Raw genomic sequence first — 23,334 nt, forward strand, 5'->3', positions numbered from 1 at the left:
AAATGCCTGATCGACGACGCTCGCGGGTGCTGTATCGAACGCGGAGAAGGCGGGCTCTGGTGTACGACTATCGAAAGCGGCGAGTGCGACTGTTGGGCGTCGGTGTTTCTGATCTCGAGTCGATGCTCTCCACCCTAGGAGGGGCCCACGGCCGGACCGAGGAGATCGCCCACTTCCGGCTGCCACCGAGCAGCAGCGGCGTGGTGTCCCGCTCAGCCACGCCAACACGATCACCATCTATGTGTCCACTCGGCCGTCGCCGGTGATGGTGTGGACGCCCTCGCACACCTTCGCCCTCCTCGCCAAGGCGGCCTCCCATCGGCTGTTCGCCCTGCGCGGGCTGCGCCGAGGTGAGCTTCCCTGCGATGTCACGGTAGCTTTCGCGGAGTTTTCATCGTTAAACTCCGATGTGCACATCCCGTGAACGTTCACGGGATGTGCACAGTGCCGTCCAGGTGCACTTTCGGCATCGGTGCCGATCGTGACCGCGGCGATAAAGGAGACCTCATGCTGGTGGATCGATGGCGAACGCAGGCGCAGGCCGATGAATCCCAGGCCGCACAGGCCACCTTCTCCAAGATCCACGTGGTCTTCAAGACCCACCTCGACGTCGGGTTCACCGACCTCGAGGTGAACGTGCTCCGGCGGTATCGCGATGAGTTCATTCCCGGAGCCATCCGGCTTGCGAGCGACCTTGCTGACCGCTTCGGCCGCCCGGAGTTCGTCTGGACGACCGGGGCTTGGCTGATCACGCACGCGCTGCGTGACGGCACTGCGGCGCAGCGCGCCGAACTCGACCGAGCCATCCGTGACGGGCTCGTGTCGTGGCACGCCTATCCGGTCACGACCCAGACCGAGCTGTTGTCGCGCAGCCTGCTTGACCACTGCATGACCTATTCCGCTCGACTCGACGCCGAGTACGGCCGCGTCACGACGGCCGCGAAGATGACGGATGTCCCGGGCCACACGATCGGCTTGGTGCCGGCGCTCGTGGCCGCCGGCGTGAACTACCTGCACATCGGCGTGAACGGGGCCTCGCCGGTGCCGGATGTGCCGGAGCACGCGGTCTGGCGGGCACCCGACGGCAGCGAGATCGTGCTCTCGTACGACCCCGAGTACGGCTCCGACCCCGAGCTCGCGACGGTGCGGCCGGTACCCGGCTCCACCGAAGGGCTGTTCTTCTCGTTCACCAACGACAACCACGGACCGCCGCGCGAAGATGACGTGCTGACGCTGCTCGCGCGCCTGCGCGAGCGGTACCCCGAGGCCGAGGTCGTGGCATCCGACCTGAACGGATTCGGCCAGGCCGCCTGGGCCGCACGCGCCAACCTGCCGGTCATCACGCAGGAGATCGGCGACTCGTGGATCTACGGTATGGCGGCCGACCCGATCACGACGGGCGCGCTGAAGCGCCTCGGCCGGCTGCGCGAGGGATGGCTCGCCGACGGCAGCCTGAAGCTCGACAGCACGCCCGAGCGCGCCCTCGCCGAGCAGCTGATGCTCGTCGCCGAGCACACCTGCGGGTACGACCACAAGCGCTACATGCCCGACTACGTGTCGTACGACAAGCAGGTGTTCCGCGAGCAGCGCGAGCGCGATGTGATCGTGCTGGACGAGACGATCCCGCCGACACTCGACTACACGCGGTGGGCGAGTCCCGTACTCGATGAGCCCTACCGGTACTCCGGCGCGATCGCCGCGTTCGACGAGAAGCGCGCCAACGCGCTCGAGTCGGTGCGGGCGCTGCCCGAGCCGCTGCGCGTGGTGGCCGCGTCCGAGCTCGACCAGTCGGTGCCCGCCGCCCCCGCCGGCGCCGTGGCAGCGGATGGCACGGCCGGCGACGGCCGGGTGCGAGCCAAGCTCGGGGCCGACGGGTCGCTCGTCAGCCTCGTGCTCGACGGGTGGGAGGTGCTCGCCGACACGGGTGCCGCGGAAGGCAATCCGGGGGTGCGCGCGGAGAGGGCATCACGCACGTTGGGTGCCTACGAGTACTGGACCTACGGCGCCGCCGACGTGCAGCGCTGGCTGGACGACTACGTGCGCAACCCGTATCGCCACGGCTGGTGGGCGTTCCCCGATATGGGTAAGCCCGGATTCGACTTGCTCCGGCCGGTGCCGACGACGCGTCGGTTCCTGCCGCGGGTCGTCGATACGGTCACGTGGCAGGCCTCGGGGGCGCTGCACGTTCGCAGCCGGCTGCGGCTGGCCGACGAGGCATCCGAGCATGCGGGCGCCCCGCGCCAGATCACTCTGGAGCATGCGATCACCCCGCTCGACGAGCCGCGCGCGGTGATCGTGCGCACGACGCTCTGGCTCGGCGACAAGGACGCGTTCTACGCCCCGGAGTCGTCGTGGCTTCGGTTCGATCCCGCCGCCCGCACGCCGAGCCGGTGGCGGCTGCAGAAGGCGGGCGTGCTGGTCGACCCCGCCGATGTCGTCCGGAACGGCGGGCGCACCTGGCACGCCATCGAGGTCGCGCGGTACGCCGACGCGTCGGACGAGATCACGATCGAACCGATGGATACCCCGGTGATGAGCCTCGGGCGCCCACGCATGTACGAATTCGACAACGACCCGGGCGACACCGCCACCGGGTTCGCGTTCACGCTGCACAACAACGCGTGGGGCACGAACTTCCGCCCGTGGTTCGACGACGATGCCCGGTTCGAGTTCGTGACGGTGCTGCGTCGCTCCTGACGACCGCGGTTGCGCCGATACACTGCTCGCGTGCCCGGCAAAAACGTCACGATCAACGATGTAGCTGCTGCGGCCGGGGTGTCGCGGCAGACGGTGACGCGCGCCATGAACGAGATGGCCGACATCGCGCCGGCGACGCGGAAGCGGGTGCTCAATGCGGCCGAACAGCTCGGCTACCGGCCGAGCCGGTTCGCGAGCAACCTCGCGCGGCAGAAGCATCGCTCGATCGGCATCGTGGTCGAGTCGCTGCGCAACCCGTACTACACCGACCTGGCGGCCGACATCATGGATGTCGCGACCGAGCGAGGCTGGCAGACCACGATCGCGACGACGACCGGGCAGAACGTGGACGAGGTCGTGCGTGAGCTCGCGATGCACGTCGACGCGATCGTCGGCTACCTGATGGCGCCGGACGAGCTGCTGCAGACCGCGGCGCCCGGGCTGCCGATCGTACGGATCGATGCCGACCCGTCGGCCAGGAACACGCACGTGATCGAACTCGACATTGCCGAGGGCATGCGGCAGCTGATCGCCGAGGCGCGGGAGCGCGGCTCGCGGCGGTTCGCCATGATCGACTGTGTTGTGCTCGGGGCGGCCCAGGGCTCGACGCGTCGTGGCTTGCTGCACGAGATCGTCGACCTGGAGCACGTCGAGAACAGCGAGTTGACGATCGAGGATGGCGCGCGGGCGCTGATCCGACTCCGCGAGGCGGCGCCCGCGGTCGACACGGTGATCGCGTTCAACGACCTGATCGGGATCGGTGCGATCGTCGGGGCGCACCAGATCGGGTTGGCGGTCCCCGGCGACATTCGGATCATCGGCATCGACGGACTGTCGCTCGGTGAGATCATGAATCCGCCGCTGTCGACGCTCGCGATCGACCGCCCGGCAATCGCGCGGGCAGCCGCCGAACTGATCGCTGCCGACTTCGGCGGCACCGGTGGTGGCGTTCGGCGGGTGTCGATCGCGCCGCAGCCGGTGTGGCGGAATTCCGCCTGATCACCGCCCTGCCCCGCCATCGACATTGACGAGAGATCGGGTACGTTCCCGGCCCGCGAGAGGACACCAGGAATCAATGTCGATCATCCAGCCCATCAAGACCGCCGTGCGGGGAGCTCTGGTCGAGCCTCGAATACCTCGAGGCGGTCGAACCGGCCGAGGGCGCCGCGGCACCGACGGCGTCGACCGTACGACCACAGCCCGCGCCCGCAGTCTCGATGGCACGTGGCGGGTGCGTACCACGGCGTCAGCCGTCGAAGACGCCGCACAGCCGGTGACCGGCTGGACGGATGTCTCGGGCCGGCGTGCTCGATGACCGCCAGGACGTACAGTCGCGCCGCCACCAGCGTGCGGACCTCGAAGAAGTCGCAGGCCAACAGCGGGCCAAGTGCAACACGACCGATCATCCTGCCGCTGGCACAGCGCTCGAGGCGCTCACCCGAGGGTGAATCATCCACCGGCCCTTGACCTGTACGGATGAATATTCGGCACCCGCAGGGCCAGACCCACTTTTACATGGCTGCGGACAGAGCCCGCCCATGACCGACATCGCCGCATTATCCGATCATGGATGAGTTACCCGATTGCCGGGCTGCATGATGGGCCACTAACATCAACCAATGTCGCCGTCAGCCGCTCACCGGGATGACGTCGGCAACCGGGCCTGTCCCGTCTCCGTAAGATTCTCCCTCGCTGTCTGACCGTTGTCCGGCGGGGTGAGGCGGAGGCCATGCTCTCGATAAGGCATCCCGTCACGCCCATCGCCAGAGCCAGTCATGCACCCCAGAGCAGCCGCCTGCAGTCGGCCAGGCAGCGAGAGGATCGATGATGGAACCGAAGATCGCGGGTTTCGAATACCAGCGGATCACCGTCGCCGACGGCGTGGCGCTGAAGGTCGCTGTAGGCGGCACGGGCAGCCCGATCGTGCTGCTGCACGGCTTCCCGCAGACGCATCTGAGCTGGCGACACGTCGCCGTGGATCTGGCTGCCGACCACACCGTGATCTGCCCTGATCTGCGCGGTTATGGCGACAGCGACAAGCCGATCGACACCGACGGGCGTACCTATGCCAAACGCACCATGGCCGCCGACATCGTCGCACTCACACACACCCTTGGCCATGAGTGCTTCGCGCTGGCCGGACATGACCGGGGCGCCCTGGTCGCCTTTCGTGCCGGACTCGATCACCCTAACGTGATCACCCACCTTGCCTGCTTGGACGTCCTACCCACCTTGGACGTCTGGGAGACCCTGCGGGGCACCGCGGGCGTCCGCGGCTTCCACTTGTTCCTGATGGCCCAGCCAGGCGGGCTGCCCGAACAGATGATCTCCGCTGCCCCGGATGCCTTCTTCGGCCACTTCCTGAACATCTGGACCCGCGATCCGGATGCGATCCCGGCCGACATTCGTGCTGCCTACCTGGCGGCATCTCGTCAGGCGATCCCTTCGATCGTCGCTGACTACCGCGCCTCCGCCACCATCGACGTTGAAGATGACCAAGGGGATCAGCAGGCCGGGAGTTTGCTGCAAATGCCTCTAGCGGTCCTGCATCAGGACCTGGGGCCGGTGTTCGGGCGCGTCGCCACCAAGGCCTGGCGGGCATGGGCCCCGCAAGCGCAGCTCGCCACCCTGAACTGCGGACACTTCATGGCCGAGGAAGCGCCAGGCGAGACCGCCAACGCGCTACGCACCCTACTGGCGAGGTAATAGGAGCTGTCACTGCCCGAACAGGTGCGTATACCTGGTAGCGGCGAACCGGCTGATCGAGCGCGGCGACTGGGATCACGGCAACAGCGAGATCAGAGCCCCCCGAGAATCGAGAAATCGCAGGTCGGATGGGGTGTGGAAGAGTAGGGCGGGTGGGAGTGGAACCCACGACCCACGGATTATGAGTCGGTTCCTATGGTGTCGTGGAGTGTTGTTTTGTGTCGCTGTGAGCGGGATTCTCCCCGTCGTCGTGCCGGCCAGTGCCGATACGTGCCGCGCCGTATCGCGTTCACACGAGCAATCACCGAGCAACCATGCGTGCTTGACCATCGACACTCTGTGCTATTTGTCCCTGCCGGGACTGCTGCCCAGGGCCATGCTTTCGCGATGAGGCCCAAGTGGTCTACACAGATCGAACGCGTATGAGCAGCCACCGAGCAGCCTCGGCCATCGCTTCCTCTCAGGGGCATCGGGTGCGTTCACCATGCTCCTGACGAATTGGACGGAGAGACAGGACCGATTCCGATCCACCGCAGAGGTCGGATTTCGCCAGCCGCTGCTTCGTAGTCGGCGGAGCGCGTCCGCCAAGTCACACCCAAGCCGTTCTCATGTCTTTCGGGGGATCGGCTTAAGCGCTTCCCAAGTCGTTTTCCTTACTGTCAGGCATGGCGCTGAGAACAGCACCAGGAAAGGACGATCAAATGGACTTCAGTTTCGGTCGCGGTACGGTTGCGCGTGCCGGCGCGGCGGCGGCGGCAATGACCGCGGCATTGTTCTGCGTACCCACTACGGCTATGGCCGATCAGGCGTCGATCACGGTGGAAGTGACGCCCACCGGCTCCGCCCGCTACTCCGAATCCTGCACCGACACGGAGACGTGGGGAGTGGCCGCCGGCAAGGGCAGCCCCAATTTCAAAAAGGACAATGTCCAGGTGTGCAAGTATTCCAGCAGCGACGTGGCCTTCAACCCGTGGGCGCGCGGGCTCGGCACCGCGTACAACGCCACCGCTAGGGACCACGTCATCGAGCAATCCCATGGGGAAGGGTTTCCCCGCTCCCTGGATTCCCGGTGCACGTACTGGCTGCCCGGCGGTCCGAACCGATCGGCGCTGATCTCCGAGATCGTGCAGACGTACCAGGTCAAGCTGATCTACAAGTACGCCGACGGACACATCCAGGTCGCCGACACCACTCAGGCGACGTATTCCGGCAACAAGAGCGTCTCGTGGAACCCCGGCTGCTGGACGAGATGACGCCGTGGCCGGCTCGGGGGGCTGCTGTCTCGGTCCGGTGCGGCACAGGATGAAGAGCGGAGTCCGACCCGAGCGGTGGGCCAAGAACACGCGGTCTGCAGATGCCTGGAGCGTTCAGCGTCCTCTGCGCATGTAGGAGCGGAGCGACAGCGGAACGAAGATCACCCGCGGTCAAGGAAGCCGCTTGGAAGGATCACTGGTGACCAGTCTGTTCTCCCCGGTGGGCTGCTGGCATTTGTCCGGCAGAGATCCGTCCAGCGCGGGCCTGGTCGACGATGACGTCCTTGTCGCACCGTACACCGACCTCGACAGCATCGAGCGGATCTCCGCCGAGTGCGGGCGATCTCGCCGTTAACCGAAGGTTCTCCTTTCCGGCACAACAAACGTACGGCGGGCTTCGTCGTACGTAGGCATTTACACCTTCGCCATCGGAAAGGTCCCAACATGCGCATCAGGCTCGCGTCAAGAGCGGCGGCGGTCGCCCTCGCCTCGTTCGGTCTCTTCTCCCTGGGCGTCCCCGCCACCGCGCAGGCAGCGTCAAGCAACGCGAGATCCCAGTACCACCTCGACTACGGCGACGGCGACTACGCGGCTCAGGGCAACATCAAGTGGCTGAATCGGACGATCGTCATCGGCGGCTCGGTGACCGCGACGGAGTACAACTGCGCGAAGGTCGAGGTGGTCGCCCTGCACGGGTCGCTGGTGAAGAAGGACTCTCGGATCAAGTGCTCGGGGGAGAAGGGCTACTCCTTCCAGTTGCAGCTGAACGTACGAGGCGGAGTCGAGTCGGCCGTCGTCCGGCTCTACGCCAGCAATGAGGGGCACCACCGGTGGAAGATGGTCGGGAGCACCGTCTGCACGCGTAACGACGCCATCTGCGGCTAAGGGCCGGTGGTGCTCGACGCCCGCTGGTCGGCGCGCCTGTCGTGGGCACGCCGACCACCACGGCGCAACCCATGCCTGTGATCGCCGCCGGGGCACATGTCATGATCGCGCACGTAGGCGGTCGCTGTCCGTGGTGGCTCGATCCTCGGGTCACGAGCGTGGGACTCCTTCGTGCGAACGCGGCGGTTCAGTACGGAACCTACGCTCGTGATCTATTAGGGCCTGTACGAAGTTGAGATCAGAGGGATTCGCCTGCGCTTTGGCCCCGATCCTGGTAGGCCATCGCCATGGCGCGTGGAGACCTCACCGACGAGGAGTGGTCGTTGATCGAGCCTCACCTGCCGCTGGGTGAGCGAGGTCCGACCCCAGACCTGCGGCAGCAGTTCAACGCGGCGATGTGGCGGTTTCGTACGGGCAGTCCGTGGCGGGATCTGCCCGCCGAGTACGGACCGTGCTCCACGGTCTGCGACCGATTCCGGTCGTGGGCGATGATGGGAGTCTTCGAGCAGGCGATGATCGCCGAGGCCGCAGCCCGGGGCCAGGTTGACCTCGGCCTGGTCAGCGTGGACTCCACCACGGCTCGCGCCCACCATCACGCTGCGGGGATGGTCCTGGGCGGCGAGCTTGCCCAGGCTCCGGCTGAAGGCCGCCGCGCTCGGCCGCTCGCGGGGCGGGCTGACCAGCTAGGTGCACCTGTCCGCCGAGCGGCGATGCCGTCCGCTGTCCTTCGTGCTGGCCCCGGGCCAGGCGGGAGACAGCCCGCAGTTTCGTGCCGTGCTGAACGGCATCAAGGTCCGCCTGCCCGTCGGTCGCCCGCGCACCCGCCCGGGTGCGGTGGCCGCCGACAAGGCGTACTCCTCTCGCGGCAACCGCGTCTACCTGCGCCGACGCGGCATCAAGGCAGTCATCCCCGAGAAAGCCGACCAGGCAGCCAACCGCAAGAAGCGCGGCGCTCGTGGAGGCCGACCGGTCAGTCATGATCCCGATCTCTGCAAGGAGCGCAACACGGCGGAATGCTGTATCAATCGGATCAAGGAGTGGCGTGGGCTGGCCTTCCGTTTCGACAAGACGCCCAGGAGCTACCTGGCCGGCCTTCATTACGCGGGGCCATCTTGTGGATCCAAAGCCTTCAACCGATCTGAAGATCCGAAGTCCGTACAGGCCCTAGGGCGCTGCGTTCAGCGGGTGGATCTCCTGGACGTGCTCGCCGGCCATGTCCTCGAAGATCAAGTCTTTCGTGGCCACGTATTCCGCCATGTAGTCGCGCTGACCGTGGGTCAGGAAGGCCTGGACGCTGATCCAGTGCTCCAGGAGGGTGAACAGGTGCGGGTTGTTTCGATCCTGGAAGATGCGGAACTCCAGGCAGTCCGGGTTGGCACGGGTCGGGCCGGCGATCTTTTCCAGCGCCCGCTCGGCTGCCTCGATCTTGTCCGGCCGGGCCTGCAGCCGCACGGTGAAGACTATGGGCCCCGGGTGCTCCTTCGGGGACGCGGCCTGCCTACGGTCTGTGGCCTCGTCCGGTTCGGGGACGGCGGAGAGGGTGTCGGACACGGGTTCCCACTTTCTCTGGCTGGACTGGCTGCTGGCTGCCGGTAGTTGATGGTGTGACGTCCGTTGGTGGCGACGTCACGCCGCTGACTCCTTGGCGGCCTCTGCCTTGAGCATCGCGGTGCGCAGCCGGATCCGGCCCGGCACCAACTCCCCGGCTGTGCGGGCTTGCTCCAGTGCCACCGACCACCACGCCAGATCGTCGAGTACGACATCGAGTCCCACGTTCGTCAGGGGGCTCGCCGGCCGGCCGGCGTCATCGAACGCGTCGTTGACGAACGGGATCACGACCGTGTTGCGAAGCGGCACGGCCTCTGTCTCCACGACGATCTGGGCGAGGTGCTCGATCGCCCGAATCCCGCCCCCGATGCCGGCGCTGTAGCCGACGACGGCGACCGGCTTGTTGCGGAACGCGTTGGACTGCCAGGCCGAGTCGATGGCGTTCTTCAGGACACCCGGGAGGCTGTGGTTGTACTCGCCTGTCACGACGATGTAGGCATCCGCGTCCTTGATCTTCCGGTTCCATGCCTTCACGACCGGCTCGGAGTACGTCGGGTCGTTGATGTCGCCGAGGGTGCCGAAGTGCTCGGAGAAGAACGGCAGCGGCCAGTCCCGCAGGTCCAGCACCTCGACATCGAAGCTTTCGTGGGCGGCCGCGACGGACGCCACCCAGGGCGCCACCCGATCCGCCGCCCTGGTCGGGCGAGTGGTTCCCACGATGATCTTCAGCTTGGACATCCGCACCTCCGGGTTGTGATCAACAGATCGTGAGCGTATCGCTAATCATTGTGGAAGACCAATCATTGCAGAACACCAACCATGGTAGACAGGGATACGATTGCAGAATGGAAAGCACGCGGACGACCTTCGAGGGCCTGTCCATGCCGCTGATTGCCCAGCTTGCGCGCATGGGACGGCGTGCCGTCGACGCGTCGACCGAGCCCGGCGGTATTCGCCACCGACAGGTCATCGCGCTCAACCTGCTGAGCCAACGCGGGGCCATGAGCCAGCAGGCACTGGGGGAGATGCTCGGCCTGGACCCAAGCAACGTCGTTGGACTCCTCAACGAACTCGAGGAGCGTGGGCTGACAATCCGCCGTCGCGACCCGGCCGACCGCCGACGGCACATCGTCGAACTCTCCGAAGGTGGCGAGACGGCACTAAAGGCGGCGCAGGCGCGACTCACGAGAGTTGAGGGCACGATTCTCCAGGCACTCAGCCCCAAGGAGCGCGCAACCCTTCACGAGCTGCTGTTGCGCGCGGTCGGCGCCGATCGCCCCGAATCCGACGAAAGCGGTCCGCGCCTCGCGTCGCCGCCTCAGTGCGACTGAGAAGCTGCCGGATTGCGCGGTGGCAGTACGCCTCCGGCCGGCCGCCCCGGCTGCGCATCCAGCCCCGGCACCGGCAGCAGCGGCCGGATGGCCGCCCCCTCCGCCTCTGTCATGTCCGACGGATACCGGCGCTGCCGCTCGGGCCGGTCAGCCGTGTTGCCGTACACGTGCGCGAGGCATCTTGCGGCGTTCGATCCGGCCTTCCAGCGGTACGACGGTTTGCTCATCGTGATCGGGTGGCGAGAATCTCGACGTCCTTGTCCCGATCGCCCATCGGCAGCAGCCGCAGCGCGGCGAAGGCGTTGGTAATGGTCAGATAGGCCAGGCGAAGGAGCATGGCCGATCATCATGCCGCTCGTGTTCCTTTGCCTGGTGGCCGGAACTGGTGCACTCCTCGCCAAGCCCAACATGGTCGTGAACTGGGCGGATGTAATTATCGGCAGGCGCAGTGTACGGACACTCAGCAGGCGGAAGCGCCGTCGCCGAGGTGCTGTACGAGAACCAGCAAATCCGCGGCGGAATCAATCTGGAGAGCTACCTGGACTACCCGCCCAACGCGCCCGGAGGTACCGCAGAACCGTTCCCCGTCACGGCAGCAGGGGTGAGCCGGCCAATGCTCCTGCTTGGCAGTGCGAGATTCGACCGCCGGCAGGAACTGGACCGCTCCTGGTCGGTCTTGGCCGCGCTCTCCGGTCGATGGGTCCACAGCGCGCGCATCGCCGACGCCAACCACTGGATTTTCACCGACTACCCCCAGCCCCAGACGGCCGGGTTGATGGCCGCAGCGGGGCGGGACGCGCTGATCGGCACCGTTGACCCGACAGTCTCGGTCCCGAAGGTCCGCCGCACGGTACGCCGGTTCTTTGTACGACACCTGGCCGCACGCTGATCTGAAAGAAGCAGCCTTGCGGTGGTTTGTTGACTGCATAATTCGTGGTGAGCAAGATTGTCTCGTCGAGACGCCCAGCAAGGTCACAGGCCCACGGCTACCAGCGCATCGTGATCCCGGAGAACGCTCCAGTGAGGACGCCGATGAAAGCAGCTCGTGACATGGACGTGTTGGTGACGGTCACCAACGACCGGGCCGCTGGCGGCCCTGAAGCGACAGCCAGCAGCCCGGACGAGCAAGCGAGCAGTGATCTGTTACGTGACCTTCGGGTGTGGCTGAGCGGCGAGCCGCAGTTGCGGGGCCGGGTGCGCCTGGTCGATGGCCAGGGCGGCGACGGCGCCTTGAGCGGCGGCCTTCCCGAGGCGCTGCAGGTCGTGCTGGGCACCGGCGGAGCGCTGGCAAGCCTGTCCACGGTAGTCATCGCCTGGCTGGGCACCCGCAAGACCGGTGAGATCACTGTCGCGGTGTCACGCAGCGGCGACCCCGCGGGTGATGCGCGGGTGGAGCTGTCGGTGAAAGGGGTCAAGGGCTTGGATTTGGCCGCGACCCGGGCCCTGACCGAGCACGTCACCGCGCTTCTCAGTGACCACGGCACACCTGGGCGCAGTGAACCCGCCCACCCCGCCGAGCCAGACGGGCCCGCTGGGCCGGGCCAGGCAGGCACCCCCGGTCCAGGCGGCCGGCAGGGCCGAGGCGGCGATGACAGCCACTGACCCGTCCCTGGTCTTGGCCGCCCCGGGAGCGCGGGTGCTGCTGGCCGGGTCGGCCACGCACGCGGCCGGTTCGATCCTGGGCGATCGGCCGTCGGTCGCGGCCAGCGTCGCTGACCTGGGGCGGTGCCTGACCGATCGCGCGGGCCTGGATCCGGCGCACCTCAGCGTTCTGGTCGACCCCGCCGACCCGGCGACCCTCGCCACGGCCCTGTCCGACCTGGCCGGGCAGGCCGAAGACGTGCTGGTCTTCGGTTACGTCGGGCACGGGGTACTCGACGACGACGGGGAGCTGCATCTGGCGACCCGGGCCACGATCGACCTTCGCCGGGGCCTTGCGGCGTATCAGGCGCTGCCGTACGCGGTGGTCCGTCAGATTCTCGCCCACGCCACAGCGCGGCTGGTACTGGTGCTGGTCGACTGCTGTTTCGCCGGCCTGGCCGACGGCGCGACGAGCGCCGAGCCGCCGGGACGCCTGTTCGATCATGACCAGCGCGGGATGTATGTGCTGGCGTCCACCGGTCCCCGTGAGCAGGCGTGGGCGCCGCCCGGCGAAACCTATACGAGCTTCACCGGCGCGCTCATCAGCTTGATCACCGGTGGGGATCCGATCGCCCCGGCGGTGCTGACGATCGACGACTGCTACCGGTCCTTGAGCCGGGTCATGACCGAGCGGGATCTGCCGCGTCCGCACCGGCGGGTCGTCGACGCCGCCGACCGCGCCATCGTGTTCGCCAACCGCGCCCACCTTCACCGCCAGGGTCTGGACCGGCGTGGCCCGCCCGTGACACCCGTGGTGTCCGCGCGGCTGGGACGATCTGCCCCCCGGGAGGAGGCTTCCGGACTACCAGGATCAGCAGCGGCCGAGGATTCTGATCAGCCCGGCCTCACCGGCACTGATCAGCCCGACCGGTTCGGCACGGCGGCCACCGCACCGGCCGCGGAGACACCCACACCCGCAAGCGCCCCAAGCAGCACGACGACAGGGGGGCCGAAGACGGCGTTCAGTCCCTACCGTGGGCTGGCGGCGTTCGGTCCTGAGGACGCCGAGTTCTTCTTCGGCCGCGAGGAGCTGACTCGGTCCCTGATCGACCGTGTGGCTGCGGGCCGGGGGCAGCCGGGCCCGCTGGTGGTGACCGGTGCCTCGGGTGCGGGCAAATCGTCGCTGCTGCGCGCGGGCCTGCTCACCGCCCTGCGTACGGCCCGCACCCCGGCGGTGGTGTTCACTCCAACCGGCGACCCGCTCGGGCAGCTGGCACGGCAGCTGGCATCCTTAGGCGGCGCCACCGGCGTACGCGCGAGCGTGGATGCCGATCACCTGCGAGAGCGGCTGCGGGAAGATCCGCAGGCGGCCGGTGACTTGCTTGCGGCGCTGGAGGCTCGGCCGGTCATCGTCGTGGACCAGTTCGAGGAGCTGTTCACCGCGACCCTCGATGAGGACGTGCGGCGGGCGAGCGTGCAGGCCCTGCACGCGGCCAGCACGCAGGCCGGGGTGGTGGTCGCGGTGCGGGCGGACTTCTTCGGGCACTGCGCCGCCTACCCGCTGCTGGTCCCCGCCCTGGAACACGCCTTGGTCGTCGGCCCGATGAGCGAAACGCACCTGCGCCAGGCGATCGAGAAACCTGCCCGCAAAGCGGGCCTGGAGCTCGAATCCGGGCTGGTGGAGCTGCTGCTGGATGATGTCGGCGCCTCTCCTGGCCGGCCCGCGTCGGCGGAGGGGACGTTGCCGCTGCTGTCGCACGCGTTGCTGTCGACCTGGCAGCACAGCCCGGAGGCGATGATGACCCTGGCCGGATACCGGGCCAGCGGCGGCGTCGCCGGGGCGCTGGCCCAATCCGCCGACACCACCCTGGCCCACCTGCCCTTGCGGGACCGTGCCACGGCCCGCACCGTCTTGACCACGCTGGTCCGGCTCGGTGACGAGGTCGCCGACACCCGGCGCAAAGTGACCCACACCGAACTGGTGGCCGTCGTCGAGGAGAGTGAACGGCCTGCCGTGCAGGCCACGCTCGACCGGTTCACCGACGCGCGGCTGATCAGCCAAACCGCTGAGGGGGCCGAGCTCACCCATGAGGCGTTGATCCGCGCGTGGCCGCAGCTACAGGAATGGCTGGACGCCGACCGGGCCGCGCTGATCGCCCGGCAACGCCTGGCCGACGACGCCCGCCAGTGGGACCATCACGACCGCAACCCGGCCTTCCTCTACCGGGGCACCCGCCTGGCCCAGGCGCCACGCGACGACCGGGCCAGTCCCGAGGCCGCAGGTCCGGGGCCGGCCGTAGCGGGAACTGGCCGCGCCTGGTTGAGCGAGGTAGAACGCGACTTCCTCGCCGCCGCGCGGCGCCTGGCCCGCCGCGGCCGCCGCGTCCAGCGGCTGGTCATCATCACACTGGCCGTCCTTGTGATCGTCTCGCTGACCGCGAGCGCTGTCGCGTTCAACGCGGCCCGGAACGCGACAGACGTCGCCCAGCAGGCAAGGCAGGCCAGCCGGCAAGCCCTGTCTCGGCAGTTGGCCGCGCAGAGTATCGGACTCAGCGATTTTGACGGCACCCTGTCCCAACTGCTCGCGGTCGCGGCACGGACACAAGCACCGACATCCGACGCCCGCCTCAGCCTGCTCAACGCCGCAGTGAATCCGGCGCGCGGCATCCTCACCGGCCACCAGGGCGCGGTGTACGGGGTGGTGTTCAGCCCGGACGGGCGCACCCTGGCCAGCGCCGGATACGACGGCACGATCCGGCTCTGGGATGCCGCGACCCGTCGGCAGATCGGCTCCCTTATCGGCCACCAAGGCGCGGTGAACGGGGTGGTGTTCAGCCCGGACGGGCGCACCCTGGCCAGCGCCGGAGCCGACGGCACGATCCGGCTCTGGGATACTGCGACCCGTCGGCAGATCGGCTCATCCCTGATCGGCCACCAGGGCGGGGTGTACGGGGTGGTGTTCAGCCCGGACGGGCGCATCCTGGCCAGCGCCGGATACGACGGCACGATTCGGCTCTGGGATGCCGCGACCCGTCGGCAGATCGGCTCACCCCTGATCGGCCACCAGCGCGGGGTGAACGGGGTGGTGTTCAGCCCGGACGGGCACACCCTGGCCAGCGCCGGATACGACGCCACGATTCGGCTCTGGGATGCCGCGACCCACCGGCAGATCGGCTCACCCCTGATCGGCCACCAGCGCGGGGTGAACGGGGTGAACGGGGTGGTGTTCAGCCCGGACGGGCGTACCCTGGCCAGCTCTGGAGCCGACGGCACGATCCGGCTCTGGGATGCCGCGACTCACCGGCAGATCGGCTCACCCCTGATCGGCCACCAGGGCGGGGTGAACGGGGTGGTGTTCAGCCTGGACGGGCGTACCCTGGCCAGCGGCGGACACGACGGCACGATCCGGCTCTGGGATGCCGCGGCCCACCGGCAGATCGGCTCACCTCTGAATAGCCATCAGAGCGCGGTGAACGGGGTGAACGGGGTGGTGTTCAGCCCGGACGGGCGTACCCTGGCCAGCTCTGGAGCCGACGGCACGATCCGGCTCTGGGATGCCGCGACTCACCGGCAGATCGGCTCACCCCTGACCGGCCACCGGAGTTGGGTGAACGGGGTGGTGTTCAGCCCGGACGGGCGTACCCTGGCCAGCTCTGGAGCCGACGGCACGATCCGGCTCTGGGATGCCGCGACTCACCGGCAGATCGGCTCACCCCTGGCCGGCCGCCAGGACGCGGTGAGCGGGGTGGTGTTCAGCCCGGACGGACACACCCTGGCCAGCGCCGGATACGACACCACGATCCGGCTCTGGGATGCCGCGACCCATCGGCAGATCGGCTCACCCCTGACCGGCCACCAGGGCGGGGTGAACGGGGTGGTGTTCAGCCCGGACGGGCGCACCCTGGCCAGCGCCGGAACCGACGCCACGATCCGGCTCTGGGATGCCGCGACCCACCGGCAGATCGGCTCACCCCTGAATAGCCACCAGGGCGTGGTGTACGGGGTGGTGTTCAGCCCGGACGGGCGTACCCTGGCCAGCACCGGAACCGACGGCACGGTCCGGCTTTGGGATGCCGCGACCCGTCGGCAGATCGGCTCCCTGACCGGTCACCAGGGCGGGGTGAGCGGGGTGGTGTTCAGCCCGGACGGGCGTACCCTGGCCAGCACCGGAACCGACGCCACGATCCGGCTCTGGGATGCCGCGACCCATCGGCAGATCGGCTCACCCCTGACCGGCCACCAGGACGCGGTGTACGGGGTGGTGTTCAGCCCGGACGGGCGCACCCTGGCCAGCGCCGGAGCCGACGCCACGATCCGGCTCTGGGATACCGCGACCCATCGGCAGATCGGCTCACCCCCGACCGGTCACCAGGGCGGGGTGAGCGGGGTGGTGTTCAGCCCGGACGGGCACACCCTGGCCAGCGCCGGATACGACGCCACGATCCGGCTCTGGGACGCGAAGCTACCTGACGATCCGCTATCCGCAGTGTGCGCTGCGGCAGGCCGGCCGCTGACGCAGGAGGAGTGGTCACAGTACGCGCCAGGTGAGCCCTACCAGGCCGTATGCCCCCACAGCGCTCGATGAGCGCAACCGGGACGCGATCAGGCGCCGTCACCAGTGGTCCGTTCGTTGCCAGGCACTTCCGGAATGCTCAATTGACGTCAGCAACTGCGTGGGGGCTACGGGGGATGACGCGAGCGAAGAGTCCCGATTGGAGCCGCGCGCCGGTTGCTGGTCCTTAAAACGGTCGTTTTGGGACGGCTGGTCGTGCTGGTCAACCTTCGAGCGTTTGCCCACCAGTTGCGCTGGCGCGCTCGCCGACGCGGCCGTGAGCACGGGCGGCGGCCAGGCCCTCGCGGGTGCCGGCTGGGCGCCGACCGTCAAGACGATCGCGAGTGCCTCGGCCAGGGCGGCGACCGCCCAGAAGGACAACGCGATAGCCAAGGGGAGGACGGGTTGGTGAGCGAGGTTGACGGGCCCTTGGAACTCGAAGAACGCCGCCGTCAGCCAGATCAAGGCGGCCAGCCGCCAGACCCGCTTCCACTTTCCGGAGGGCCATGCCGTCGCGACCGAGCGGTAGACGAAGGAGTAGCCGGTGGCGAAGGCGAAGTAGCCCGCCAGAATCACCAGGGGATGATCGACCAGCAGTGGAAGGGGCTCGATGTCCTTCCAGATCGCGATGAGCTTGGGGCTCTGCGTGGCCGGGTCGAACAGCAGCCCGGTCTCACCGCGGCTGGAGCACCCGAAGCGGGCAAAGGTCACGTACAGTCCGGCGCACAACGCCACCCCGCCGGTCAGGCCGCCCAGTGCCGTACGTGTGAGCGAAGGCTTCATGACGTCACTGCCCGAGGTCGGCGAAGATCCGGCGCTTGAGCGGGGGAACGACGTCGATCACCCGTAGGGCGGTCCGGGCGATGGCCAGGCCCGCGCGGCTGTCCAGCGAGGTCTGACGCTTGAGCTCGGCGAGTGAGGCGCGGACTGCCGCGAAGCCGTACTCGATCATTTGTGTCTCGTAGTCACCGATCGCCTGAAGCAACGCTCGCTCGCCGCGGTCGGCGGCGGCCAGGCCGCGGGCGAGCAGCGCCGCGTCGCGCAGTGCGGTGTTCGCGCCGATGCCGCGGGCCGGGGTCATGCTGTGGATGGCGTCGCCCAGCAGGGTGACCGTGCTCGGCTGCCATGGGGAGACCGGCACCGCGCTGCGGACGGCGGTCGCGCTCACGACGGCGGGGTCGGTGTCGCGGATCAGAGCACGCAGGTTGCGGTGCCATCCGGTGGTCAGAGCGAGGGCACGGGACCGGAGTCGTTCCCCGTCCAGGCCCGACGTCTCTCCCATGGCGGTGTGGCGGGCGCCCAGGCCCCAGCTGACGAAGTCGCCGCCGGTCTGGCGTGGGTATTCCTGAACCGCCACGAACATGCCCGCGCCGCCGGGCGCGGTGATGGTGGCGGGCCCACTGAAGAGCACCTCGGGCAGCAGGGCGCGGACGCGGCCGGTGAGCGGGAGGCGGCCGGCGATGGTGCGCATGCCGGTGTCCAGCCGCTCGGCGTGCGGGAGGTACTGGTGGCGGATCCGCGAGCCGGTGCCGTCGGCGGCCACCAGAACGTCGGCGGTGGCCGTGGTGCCGTCGCCGAACAGCGCGGTGACGGCGCCATCCGGCTCATACCGGTAGCCGGTGCAGGTCTTGCCGAAGCGTACGAGCGATTCCAGATCGCTGAGCAGCACGTTGCGGAAGGTGTCCCGGCTGACCGAGCGGTGGCCCTCGGTCCTGCCCTTGGCGGTGAGCAGGCGACGCAGGTTCTCGGTGTAGAAGGTCATGATCTCGGCCGGGCGTCCGCTGGTGGCCTCGAACGCCTCGAGGACCTGCTGGGGCAGGCACTCACGGAGGGCGCGCAGACCAGTGGGGTTGAGGTGCAACCGGTAACCCTGCGGGCGGTCGGCGGGGCCGCGGTCCCGCTCGTAAACGCTGACGGATATCCCGGTACGGCGCAGCCCCTGCGCGAGCGCGAGACCGCCGATCCCGGCACCGATGATCAACACGTTGACAGGCATGGTGAAACTCCTCGCTGGATCGGTACGTCCTCGCGAGCAGCTCACCGGGTAACCTTGACATGCGTATCTGAGGCCCCGGCTCGCGTGCTGACGCGAGGACCGGCTCGGATTCGAGGGCCCCGGGGGGCGTGTTGGCGCACGCGGTCCGGGGCCTTCTTCGTTCAGCTCATGTGAGCACCTCCCGGTGCCACCAGTAGACCGGGGTCGGCCCTGACCGCGTCGGCATCCCACACCAGCCGGCTCCCGGCGATGTCCTCGGCCAGTTCCCGCACCCAGCTGAGTTCGGCGCGCCGCAGGGTGAGCAGGTACTCCAGTTCGAGCAGCAGGAGTCGGTGCAGCCGTCGCCCCAGCCCCGACCGCTGTGCCTCCAGCTCGGCGATCTGCCCTTCCAGCAGCACCGCCCGAGTCCGCAGCGCCTCCCGCGCCGCCTCGACCGGTAGCTGGGCCAGCAGGCCCACGGCTGCTGTGAACGCGGGATAGTCCTCCAGCGGCACCGAGACCAGCTCGCCGAGCTGGTCCTGCAAGTGCTCGAACCCCTCCGGGGCGAGCCGATAGACGGTCCGCTCCGGCCGGCGGCCCTCCCTGCCGGTCTCCACTTCCTCGATCAGCCCAGCCCGTTGCAACCGCTCGACTGCCCGGTAGAGGCTGCGCGGCGATCCGGCGGCATAGTCCTTGCGGCGCTGCCGGATGAGCAGGCGCATCTCGTACGGATGCCGATCCCGTTCGCTCAGCAGGGCCAGGATCGTCAACCCCAGTAGGTCCGGCGCTCCCATGACCATCCTTGTCAGCCGCACTAATGTCATCCGCACTATATGCGCAGAAGTGGCCACATGGCCAGGGCAGCCGGGGACTGGGGTCGAAGAGGAACCGCCCTCTCGTATGGCGAGTACGTCCGCGATCCGCTGGTTCCGATGCGGTGGTGAGCTGGGCGTTTGAAGACCTCGCCGGCGGCCAGACGGGTCGGCCCATCACCCTGCGCGGAGTCGTGCCAGGTGGTAGTCGAGCGCCGCCACGACCTCCTTGGGCGTGTAGTGCCCAACCAGAGCGGCGTTCACGATGCCCTGCGCGAAGGCGTACAGGATGCTTGCCTCTTTGTCGGCATCCAGGTGGGCGGCGAGTTGGCCAGCGGCCTGGGCGGCCCTGATCTGCTCGGCGAGGAGGGACAGTAGGTGCGGCAGCCCGAGCCGCATCGCCGCCGCCTGGTCGTCGGCCACTACCGAGCTCGCCTGGAACGCCAGCCCGATGCGGTTCAGGTAGCTGCGCTCGTCATCCAGCGGTAGTAGTTCCAGTACGGTCCCTCGCAGCAGGTCGAGCGGCGTGGACTGGCGCGCGGTCACGGCTGCTACCCGGATCCCGATCCAGACCCTGAAGTGCTCCAGCGCCAGTAGCAGCATCTGGTCCTTCGTTGTGACGTAGTACTGCACTGTCCCCATGGACATTCCGGCCTCGGCGGCGACCTCCCTCAGGCTGACGCTCTCCATGCCCTTGTCGTGGATGATGCGGTGCACGGCCTCGGCGATGTGCCGGCGCCGGGCGTCATGGTCAACGATCTTTGGCATATCCCATCACTTTCTCATGCGAGTGCATGGCAAAAGCCCGCCGCCGCTGTTTATCATGCGACTGCATGATAAACGAGACAGGGGAGACGAGGATGCGGGTTCTGATCGTCGGGGTCGGCACACGGGGCGACGTGGCACCGTACACAGGACTGGGGGCGCGCTTACGCGAGGCCGGGCACCAGGTGGCCATCGCCGCGCATGAGCCGTACGCGGCGTTGGTGACCGATGCAGGTCTGGAGTATCTACCACTTCCCGGAGACCCCCTCCCCATACTGACCGGGCGCTTCTCCATCAACGCATTCCAGAAATACGGCGAGCAGGTCATGGAGGGCCTGACCGGGATCGCCGAGCAGAAGGCCGACCTGCTCCTGCTGGGCACGGCGGGCGCGCTGGGCATTCACGTCGCCGAGGCGATGGGCGTGCCGAGCATGGGGGTGCATTTGCAGCCGATCGACCCCACCGGTGACTTTCCGCCGGTCACGAGCTTGTTCCGCCGGTCGCTCGGGCGGTGGGGGAACCGCAGGGCGGCCCGGCTCGCGTTCGAGTTGCCGCTGCTCGCCGGGGCGAGTGCGAAGATGCGGGCCCGGCTGGGGCTGCCTCCGATGACTCCGCGTGCCCTCTACCGGCGCCGGGAGAGCACGCGCTGGCCGGTCTTCCACGGGGTCAGCCCGCTGGTGCTGCCGCGCCCGCCCGACTGGCGGCCGGGCCTGGAGATCACGGGGTACTGGTGGCCGCGCCGGCCGCGGGGCTGGCAGCCGGATCCGGTACTGCGCGACTTCCTGACCTCAGGGCCCACACCGGTCTTCGTCGGCTTCGGCAGCCTGGCGAGCACGCGGGCCGAGCAGTACACCGAGCTGGCCGTGCACGCGCTGCGCCGGGCCGGGCTGCGCGGCGTGCTGCAGACCGGTCTGCTGGCACACATCTCCGACGACGTGCTCGCGGTCGGCGACGTTCCGCACGACTGGCTCTTCCCCCAACTGTCCGCCGTCGCCCACCACTGCGGCAGCGGCACCACCGCCAGCGGGGTGCGGGCGGGGGTGCCCGCCGTGGCCGTGCCGGTCATGAACGACCAGCCATTGTGGGCGTCCAGGCTGATGGCACTCGGCGTGGCGCCGGCCGCGATCCCGTTCCGCCGCCTGACGCCCGCACGGCTGGCCGCTGCGCTCACTACCGCGGTCACCGACCCGGCCTATCGGCAGCGGGCCCAGGCCCTCTCGGCCGGGATCTCGGCAGAAGACGGCGCGGCGCCCGTCGTCGAGGCGGTGAACCAGCTCCGGGTCAGCCTCAGGCCCGACCACCGATCAGGGTGACAGGTCGGACTGGAAGCACGGTTCAGCATGCGCAGAGGATCCATCACACAGAGCGGGCTGTGGCTTCTGGGTCGCCCCGGTTCGCCTGACAGTGCCCCTGCCGATGATGCCATCCGTGCAGGTCATCCGGCTTGCCTGACTGCTCCCGACGTGCGCCGACGCTGGCTCTCGGAAGGGAAAGGAGTCGCGGCAGGATGATCGCTTGTGCTTCTTCGCCTGGCCTATCTCGTCACGAACGCCTTTGCCACACTGCGGCTGCTACCGCTGGGAGATCGAGACAAGGACATTGAGATTCTCGCGTTGCGTCACCAGATCGCCGTTCGTGAACGGCAACTCGGTGTCGGCACCAGCGTGAGGTTCGCTCCCGAGGACCGAGGACTTCCTCGCTGCGCTCATGGCATCGCTGCCCCCTGAGGTCCCACGTCGGCTGCGGCTCCTTGTCCGCCCGGACACCATCCTGCGCTGGCACCGCGATCTGTTGAAGCAGCCTCACGCTCGCACCTGTCAGAGGAAACGGCCTGGTCGTCTCGTACCGTGCGGTCCATCCGTGTGCTCATTCTGCGGCTGGTCCGGGAGAACCCCTCGTGGGGATACCGGCGAGTGCACGGCGAACTCGCCATGCACGGCATCAAGATCGCGCCTCCGCCGTGCCGGAAATCCTCAAGCAGGAAGAATAGATCCGTCCCCTGAGCGAGCATCGGTCACGTGGGCGGCCTTCCTGCGCTCGCAAGCCGACGCGCTGCTGGCTTGCGATGTCATCGAACCCATCACCTTGAACGGCCAGCGTCAGTACATTCTCGCCGTCATCGAGCATGCCACCAGGCGCATTCGCGTGCTGGGCACCACCGCGCACCCGACCGCTGCCTGGGTCATCCAGGTGATCAAGAATGTCGTGATGGATCTGGGAGACGCGGGCTGCCGGGCGCGCTTCCTGATCCGAGACCAGGACGGGAAGTTCCCAGCCCTCGTGGAGGAGGTCCTCGTCGACGCCGGCATCCAGATTGTGCTCACCGGTATCCGAATGCCGCGGATGAACGCGGTCATGGACAGGTGGGTGCAGTCGTGCCGCCGAGAGCTCCTGGATCGATGCCTGCTCTGGAACGAACGCCATCTACGGCATGCCCTGCGCGAGTATGAGGAGTTCTCCAACCAGCACCGAGCCCATCAAGCCCTGGACCAGGCGGCTCCACTACGCGCCGTCCCAGATCCGATCACCGATCCAGCCAGACTCGTCGACCTGAACGTACGCCGACGAGACCGGCTCGGCGGAGGCCGCTTGAACTGCGTGGACGGGGTTTTCCGCAGGTGCAGTGCTGGCCGGTGCGGGAGTGCGCATCATCAAAAGCGGCGTCCGTATGCCGCGGATGAACGCCATCATGGAGCGATGGATCCAGACCTGCCGGCGCGAGCTGCTGGATCGAACCTTGATCTGGAACCAGCGTCACCTTCTGCATGCGCCGCGCGAGTTCGAGACCTTCTATAACGAACACCGGCCCCACCGGGCTCTCCGGCAGACTGCCCCGCTTCGACCACTCGTTGATCCCGACATCAACCCGGCCTCGATCACCTCGTTGGACATCCGCCGACGTGATCGGCTCGGAGGTGTCATGAAGGAATACCGACACGTGGCTTGACCTGGCCGGATGATTAATCGGCACCCGCAGACCTGATGGCGCAGCACCATGATCTCAACGTCCTTGCTGCAGTCGTCACGGCCGAGCAGGTCCAGTAGTTGCAAGACGCGTCCGAGGATTACATAGAGCGAAGACCACCACACCACCAGCAGGATGTCTAAGAGCGCGCCGTGCTCGAGCCGCGTAGCCACAGGTCAACCACTACGACGATCGAATTTTCGTAACCCAACACGCTAGGCCGAGGGAGTGTCGACATCGATCGGCCGCGATGGACTCCCTTCC

Annotated in this window: 19 protein-coding genes and 1 pseudogene; 13 read left to right on the forward strand and 7 right to left on the reverse strand. The window is 68.1% G+C overall.

All coding sequences use genetic code 11. From position 1 onward, the window contains the following. The first annotated feature begins 507 nt into the window (after positions 1-507). The 7 genes and pseudogenes from KIK09_RS30950 (at position 508) to KIK09_RS30980 (ending at position 8,683) form a co-directional block, all read left to right on the forward strand. Positions 508-2,697 carry a DUF5054 domain-containing protein gene (locus tag KIK09_RS30950; protein ID WP_214322918.1) on the forward strand — a complete coding sequence of 730 codons (2,190 nt, stop codon included), beginning with the start codon at positions 508-510 and terminating at the stop codon, positions 2,695-2,697. A gap of 30 nt (positions 2,698-2,727) precedes the next feature. Then, positions 2,728-3,696 (forward strand): LacI family DNA-binding transcriptional regulator, encoded by a 969-nt coding sequence (locus tag KIK09_RS30955; protein WP_214322919.1) that lies wholly within the window; start codon positions 2,728-2,730, stop codon positions 3,694-3,696. Positions 3,697-4,524: 828 nt separating this feature from the next. Continuing rightward, positions 4,525-5,403, forward strand: coding sequence for an alpha/beta fold hydrolase (locus tag KIK09_RS30960; protein ID WP_214322920.1), 879 nt, complete (start codon positions 4,525-4,527; stop codon positions 5,401-5,403). 701 nt (positions 5,404-6,104) lie between these two features. Continuing rightward, positions 6,105-6,656, forward strand: coding sequence for a hypothetical protein (locus KIK09_RS30965; RefSeq protein WP_214322921.1), 552 nt, complete (start codon positions 6,105-6,107; stop codon positions 6,654-6,656). 199 nt (positions 6,657-6,855) lie between these two features. Continuing rightward, positions 6,856-7,011 carry a hypothetical protein gene (locus KIK09_RS30970; protein WP_214322922.1) on the forward strand — a complete coding sequence of 52 codons (156 nt, stop codon included), beginning with the start codon at positions 6,856-6,858 and terminating at the stop codon, positions 7,009-7,011. A gap of 89 nt (positions 7,012-7,100) precedes the next feature. Continuing rightward, positions 7,101-7,541: a hypothetical protein gene (locus KIK09_RS30975; RefSeq protein ID WP_214322923.1), complete on the forward strand. Its 441-nt coding sequence runs from the start codon at positions 7,101-7,103 to the stop codon at positions 7,539-7,541. 287 nt (positions 7,542-7,828) lie between these two features. Then, a pseudogene (locus KIK09_RS30980) lies at positions 7,829-8,683 on the forward strand (IS5 family transposase). A 22-nt stretch (positions 8,684-8,705) separates the two neighbouring features. On the opposite strand, the gene KIK09_RS30985 reads toward KIK09_RS30980, so the two are convergent. Continuing rightward, on the reverse strand, positions 8,706-8,993 hold the full coding sequence (locus KIK09_RS30985) for a putative quinol monooxygenase (RefSeq protein ID WP_214322924.1): 288 nt from the start codon (positions 8,991-8,993) through the stop codon (positions 8,706-8,708). Positions 8,994-9,167: 174 nt separating this feature from the next. Further along, positions 9,168-9,827 (reverse strand): NADPH-dependent FMN reductase, encoded by a 660-nt coding sequence (locus tag KIK09_RS30990; protein WP_214322925.1) that lies wholly within the window; start codon positions 9,825-9,827, stop codon positions 9,168-9,170. A 107-nt stretch (positions 9,828-9,934) separates the two neighbouring features. Here KIK09_RS30990 and KIK09_RS30995 point away from each other — a divergent pair, with 107 nt between their 5' ends. The 4 genes from KIK09_RS30995 (at position 9,935) to KIK09_RS31010 (ending at position 16,586) form a co-directional block, all read left to right on the forward strand. Next, complete coding sequence (locus tag KIK09_RS30995; protein ID WP_214322926.1) at positions 9,935-10,420, forward strand: MarR family winged helix-turn-helix transcriptional regulator; 486 nt, start codon at positions 9,935-9,937, stop codon at positions 10,418-10,420. Between the two features lie 487 nt (positions 10,421-10,907). Then, positions 10,908-11,309 (forward strand): hypothetical protein, encoded by a 402-nt coding sequence (locus tag KIK09_RS31000; RefSeq protein ID WP_214322927.1) that lies wholly within the window; start codon positions 10,908-10,910, stop codon positions 11,307-11,309. Between the two features lie 161 nt (positions 11,310-11,470). Next, positions 11,471-12,022, forward strand: coding sequence for an effector-associated constant component EACC1 (locus KIK09_RS31005; RefSeq protein WP_214322928.1), 552 nt, complete (start codon positions 11,471-11,473; stop codon positions 12,020-12,022). Next, positions 12,009-16,586 carry a caspase, EACC1-associated type gene (locus tag KIK09_RS31010; protein WP_214322929.1) on the forward strand — a complete coding sequence of 1,526 codons (4,578 nt, stop codon included), beginning with the start codon at positions 12,009-12,011 and terminating at the stop codon, positions 16,584-16,586. The genes KIK09_RS31005 and KIK09_RS31010 overlap by 14 nt, the downstream gene beginning before the upstream one ends. Positions 16,587-16,613: 27 nt before the next feature. On the opposite strand, the gene KIK09_RS31015 is transcribed toward KIK09_RS31010, so the two are convergent. The 4 genes from KIK09_RS31015 to KIK09_RS31030 form a co-directional block, all read right to left on the reverse strand. Continuing rightward, positions 16,614-17,336 carry a hypothetical protein gene (locus KIK09_RS31015; protein ID WP_214322930.1) on the reverse strand — a complete coding sequence of 241 codons (723 nt, stop codon included), beginning with the start codon at positions 17,334-17,336 and terminating at the stop codon, positions 16,614-16,616. A gap of 4 nt (positions 17,337-17,340) precedes the next feature. Next, positions 17,341-18,549: an FAD-dependent oxidoreductase gene (locus tag KIK09_RS31020; protein WP_214322931.1), complete on the reverse strand. Its 1,209-nt coding sequence runs from the start codon at positions 18,547-18,549 to the stop codon at positions 17,341-17,343. A gap of 161 nt (positions 18,550-18,710) precedes the next feature. Next, positions 18,711-19,322, reverse strand: a complete 612-nt coding sequence (locus KIK09_RS31025; RefSeq protein ID WP_214322932.1) for a PadR family transcriptional regulator — start codon at positions 19,320-19,322, stop codon at positions 18,711-18,713. Between the two features lie 195 nt (positions 19,323-19,517). Next, the gene (locus KIK09_RS31030) at positions 19,518-20,108 is read right to left on the reverse strand and encodes a TetR/AcrR family transcriptional regulator (RefSeq protein WP_214322933.1); all 591 of its coding nucleotides are present in this window, start codon (positions 20,106-20,108) and stop codon (positions 19,518-19,520) included. Between the two features lie 92 nt (positions 20,109-20,200). Here KIK09_RS31030 and KIK09_RS31035 point away from each other — a divergent pair, with 92 nt between their 5' ends. Further along, positions 20,201-21,418, forward strand: a complete 1,218-nt coding sequence (locus KIK09_RS31035) for a glycosyltransferase (RefSeq protein WP_214322934.1) — start codon at positions 20,201-20,203, stop codon at positions 21,416-21,418. Between the two features lie 628 nt (positions 21,419-22,046). Here KIK09_RS31035 and KIK09_RS58100 read toward each other — a convergent pair. Beyond that, positions 22,047-22,529, reverse strand: coding sequence for a hypothetical protein (locus KIK09_RS58100; protein ID WP_250573985.1), 483 nt, complete (start codon positions 22,527-22,529; stop codon positions 22,047-22,049). A 217-nt stretch (positions 22,530-22,746) separates the two neighbouring features. Here KIK09_RS58100 and KIK09_RS31045 point away from each other — a divergent pair, with 217 nt between their 5' ends. Continuing rightward, positions 22,747-23,052 carry an integrase core domain-containing protein gene (locus tag KIK09_RS31045; RefSeq protein ID WP_308164379.1) on the forward strand — a complete coding sequence of 102 codons (306 nt, stop codon included), beginning with the start codon at positions 22,747-22,749 and terminating at the stop codon, positions 23,050-23,052. Positions 23,053-23,334 lie beyond the last annotated feature (282 nt).

The sequence above is a fragment of the Nonomuraea sediminis genome (assembly GCF_018531495.1).
Lineage (GTDB): Bacteria > Actinomycetota > Actinomycetes > Streptosporangiales > Streptosporangiaceae > Nonomuraea > Nonomuraea sediminis.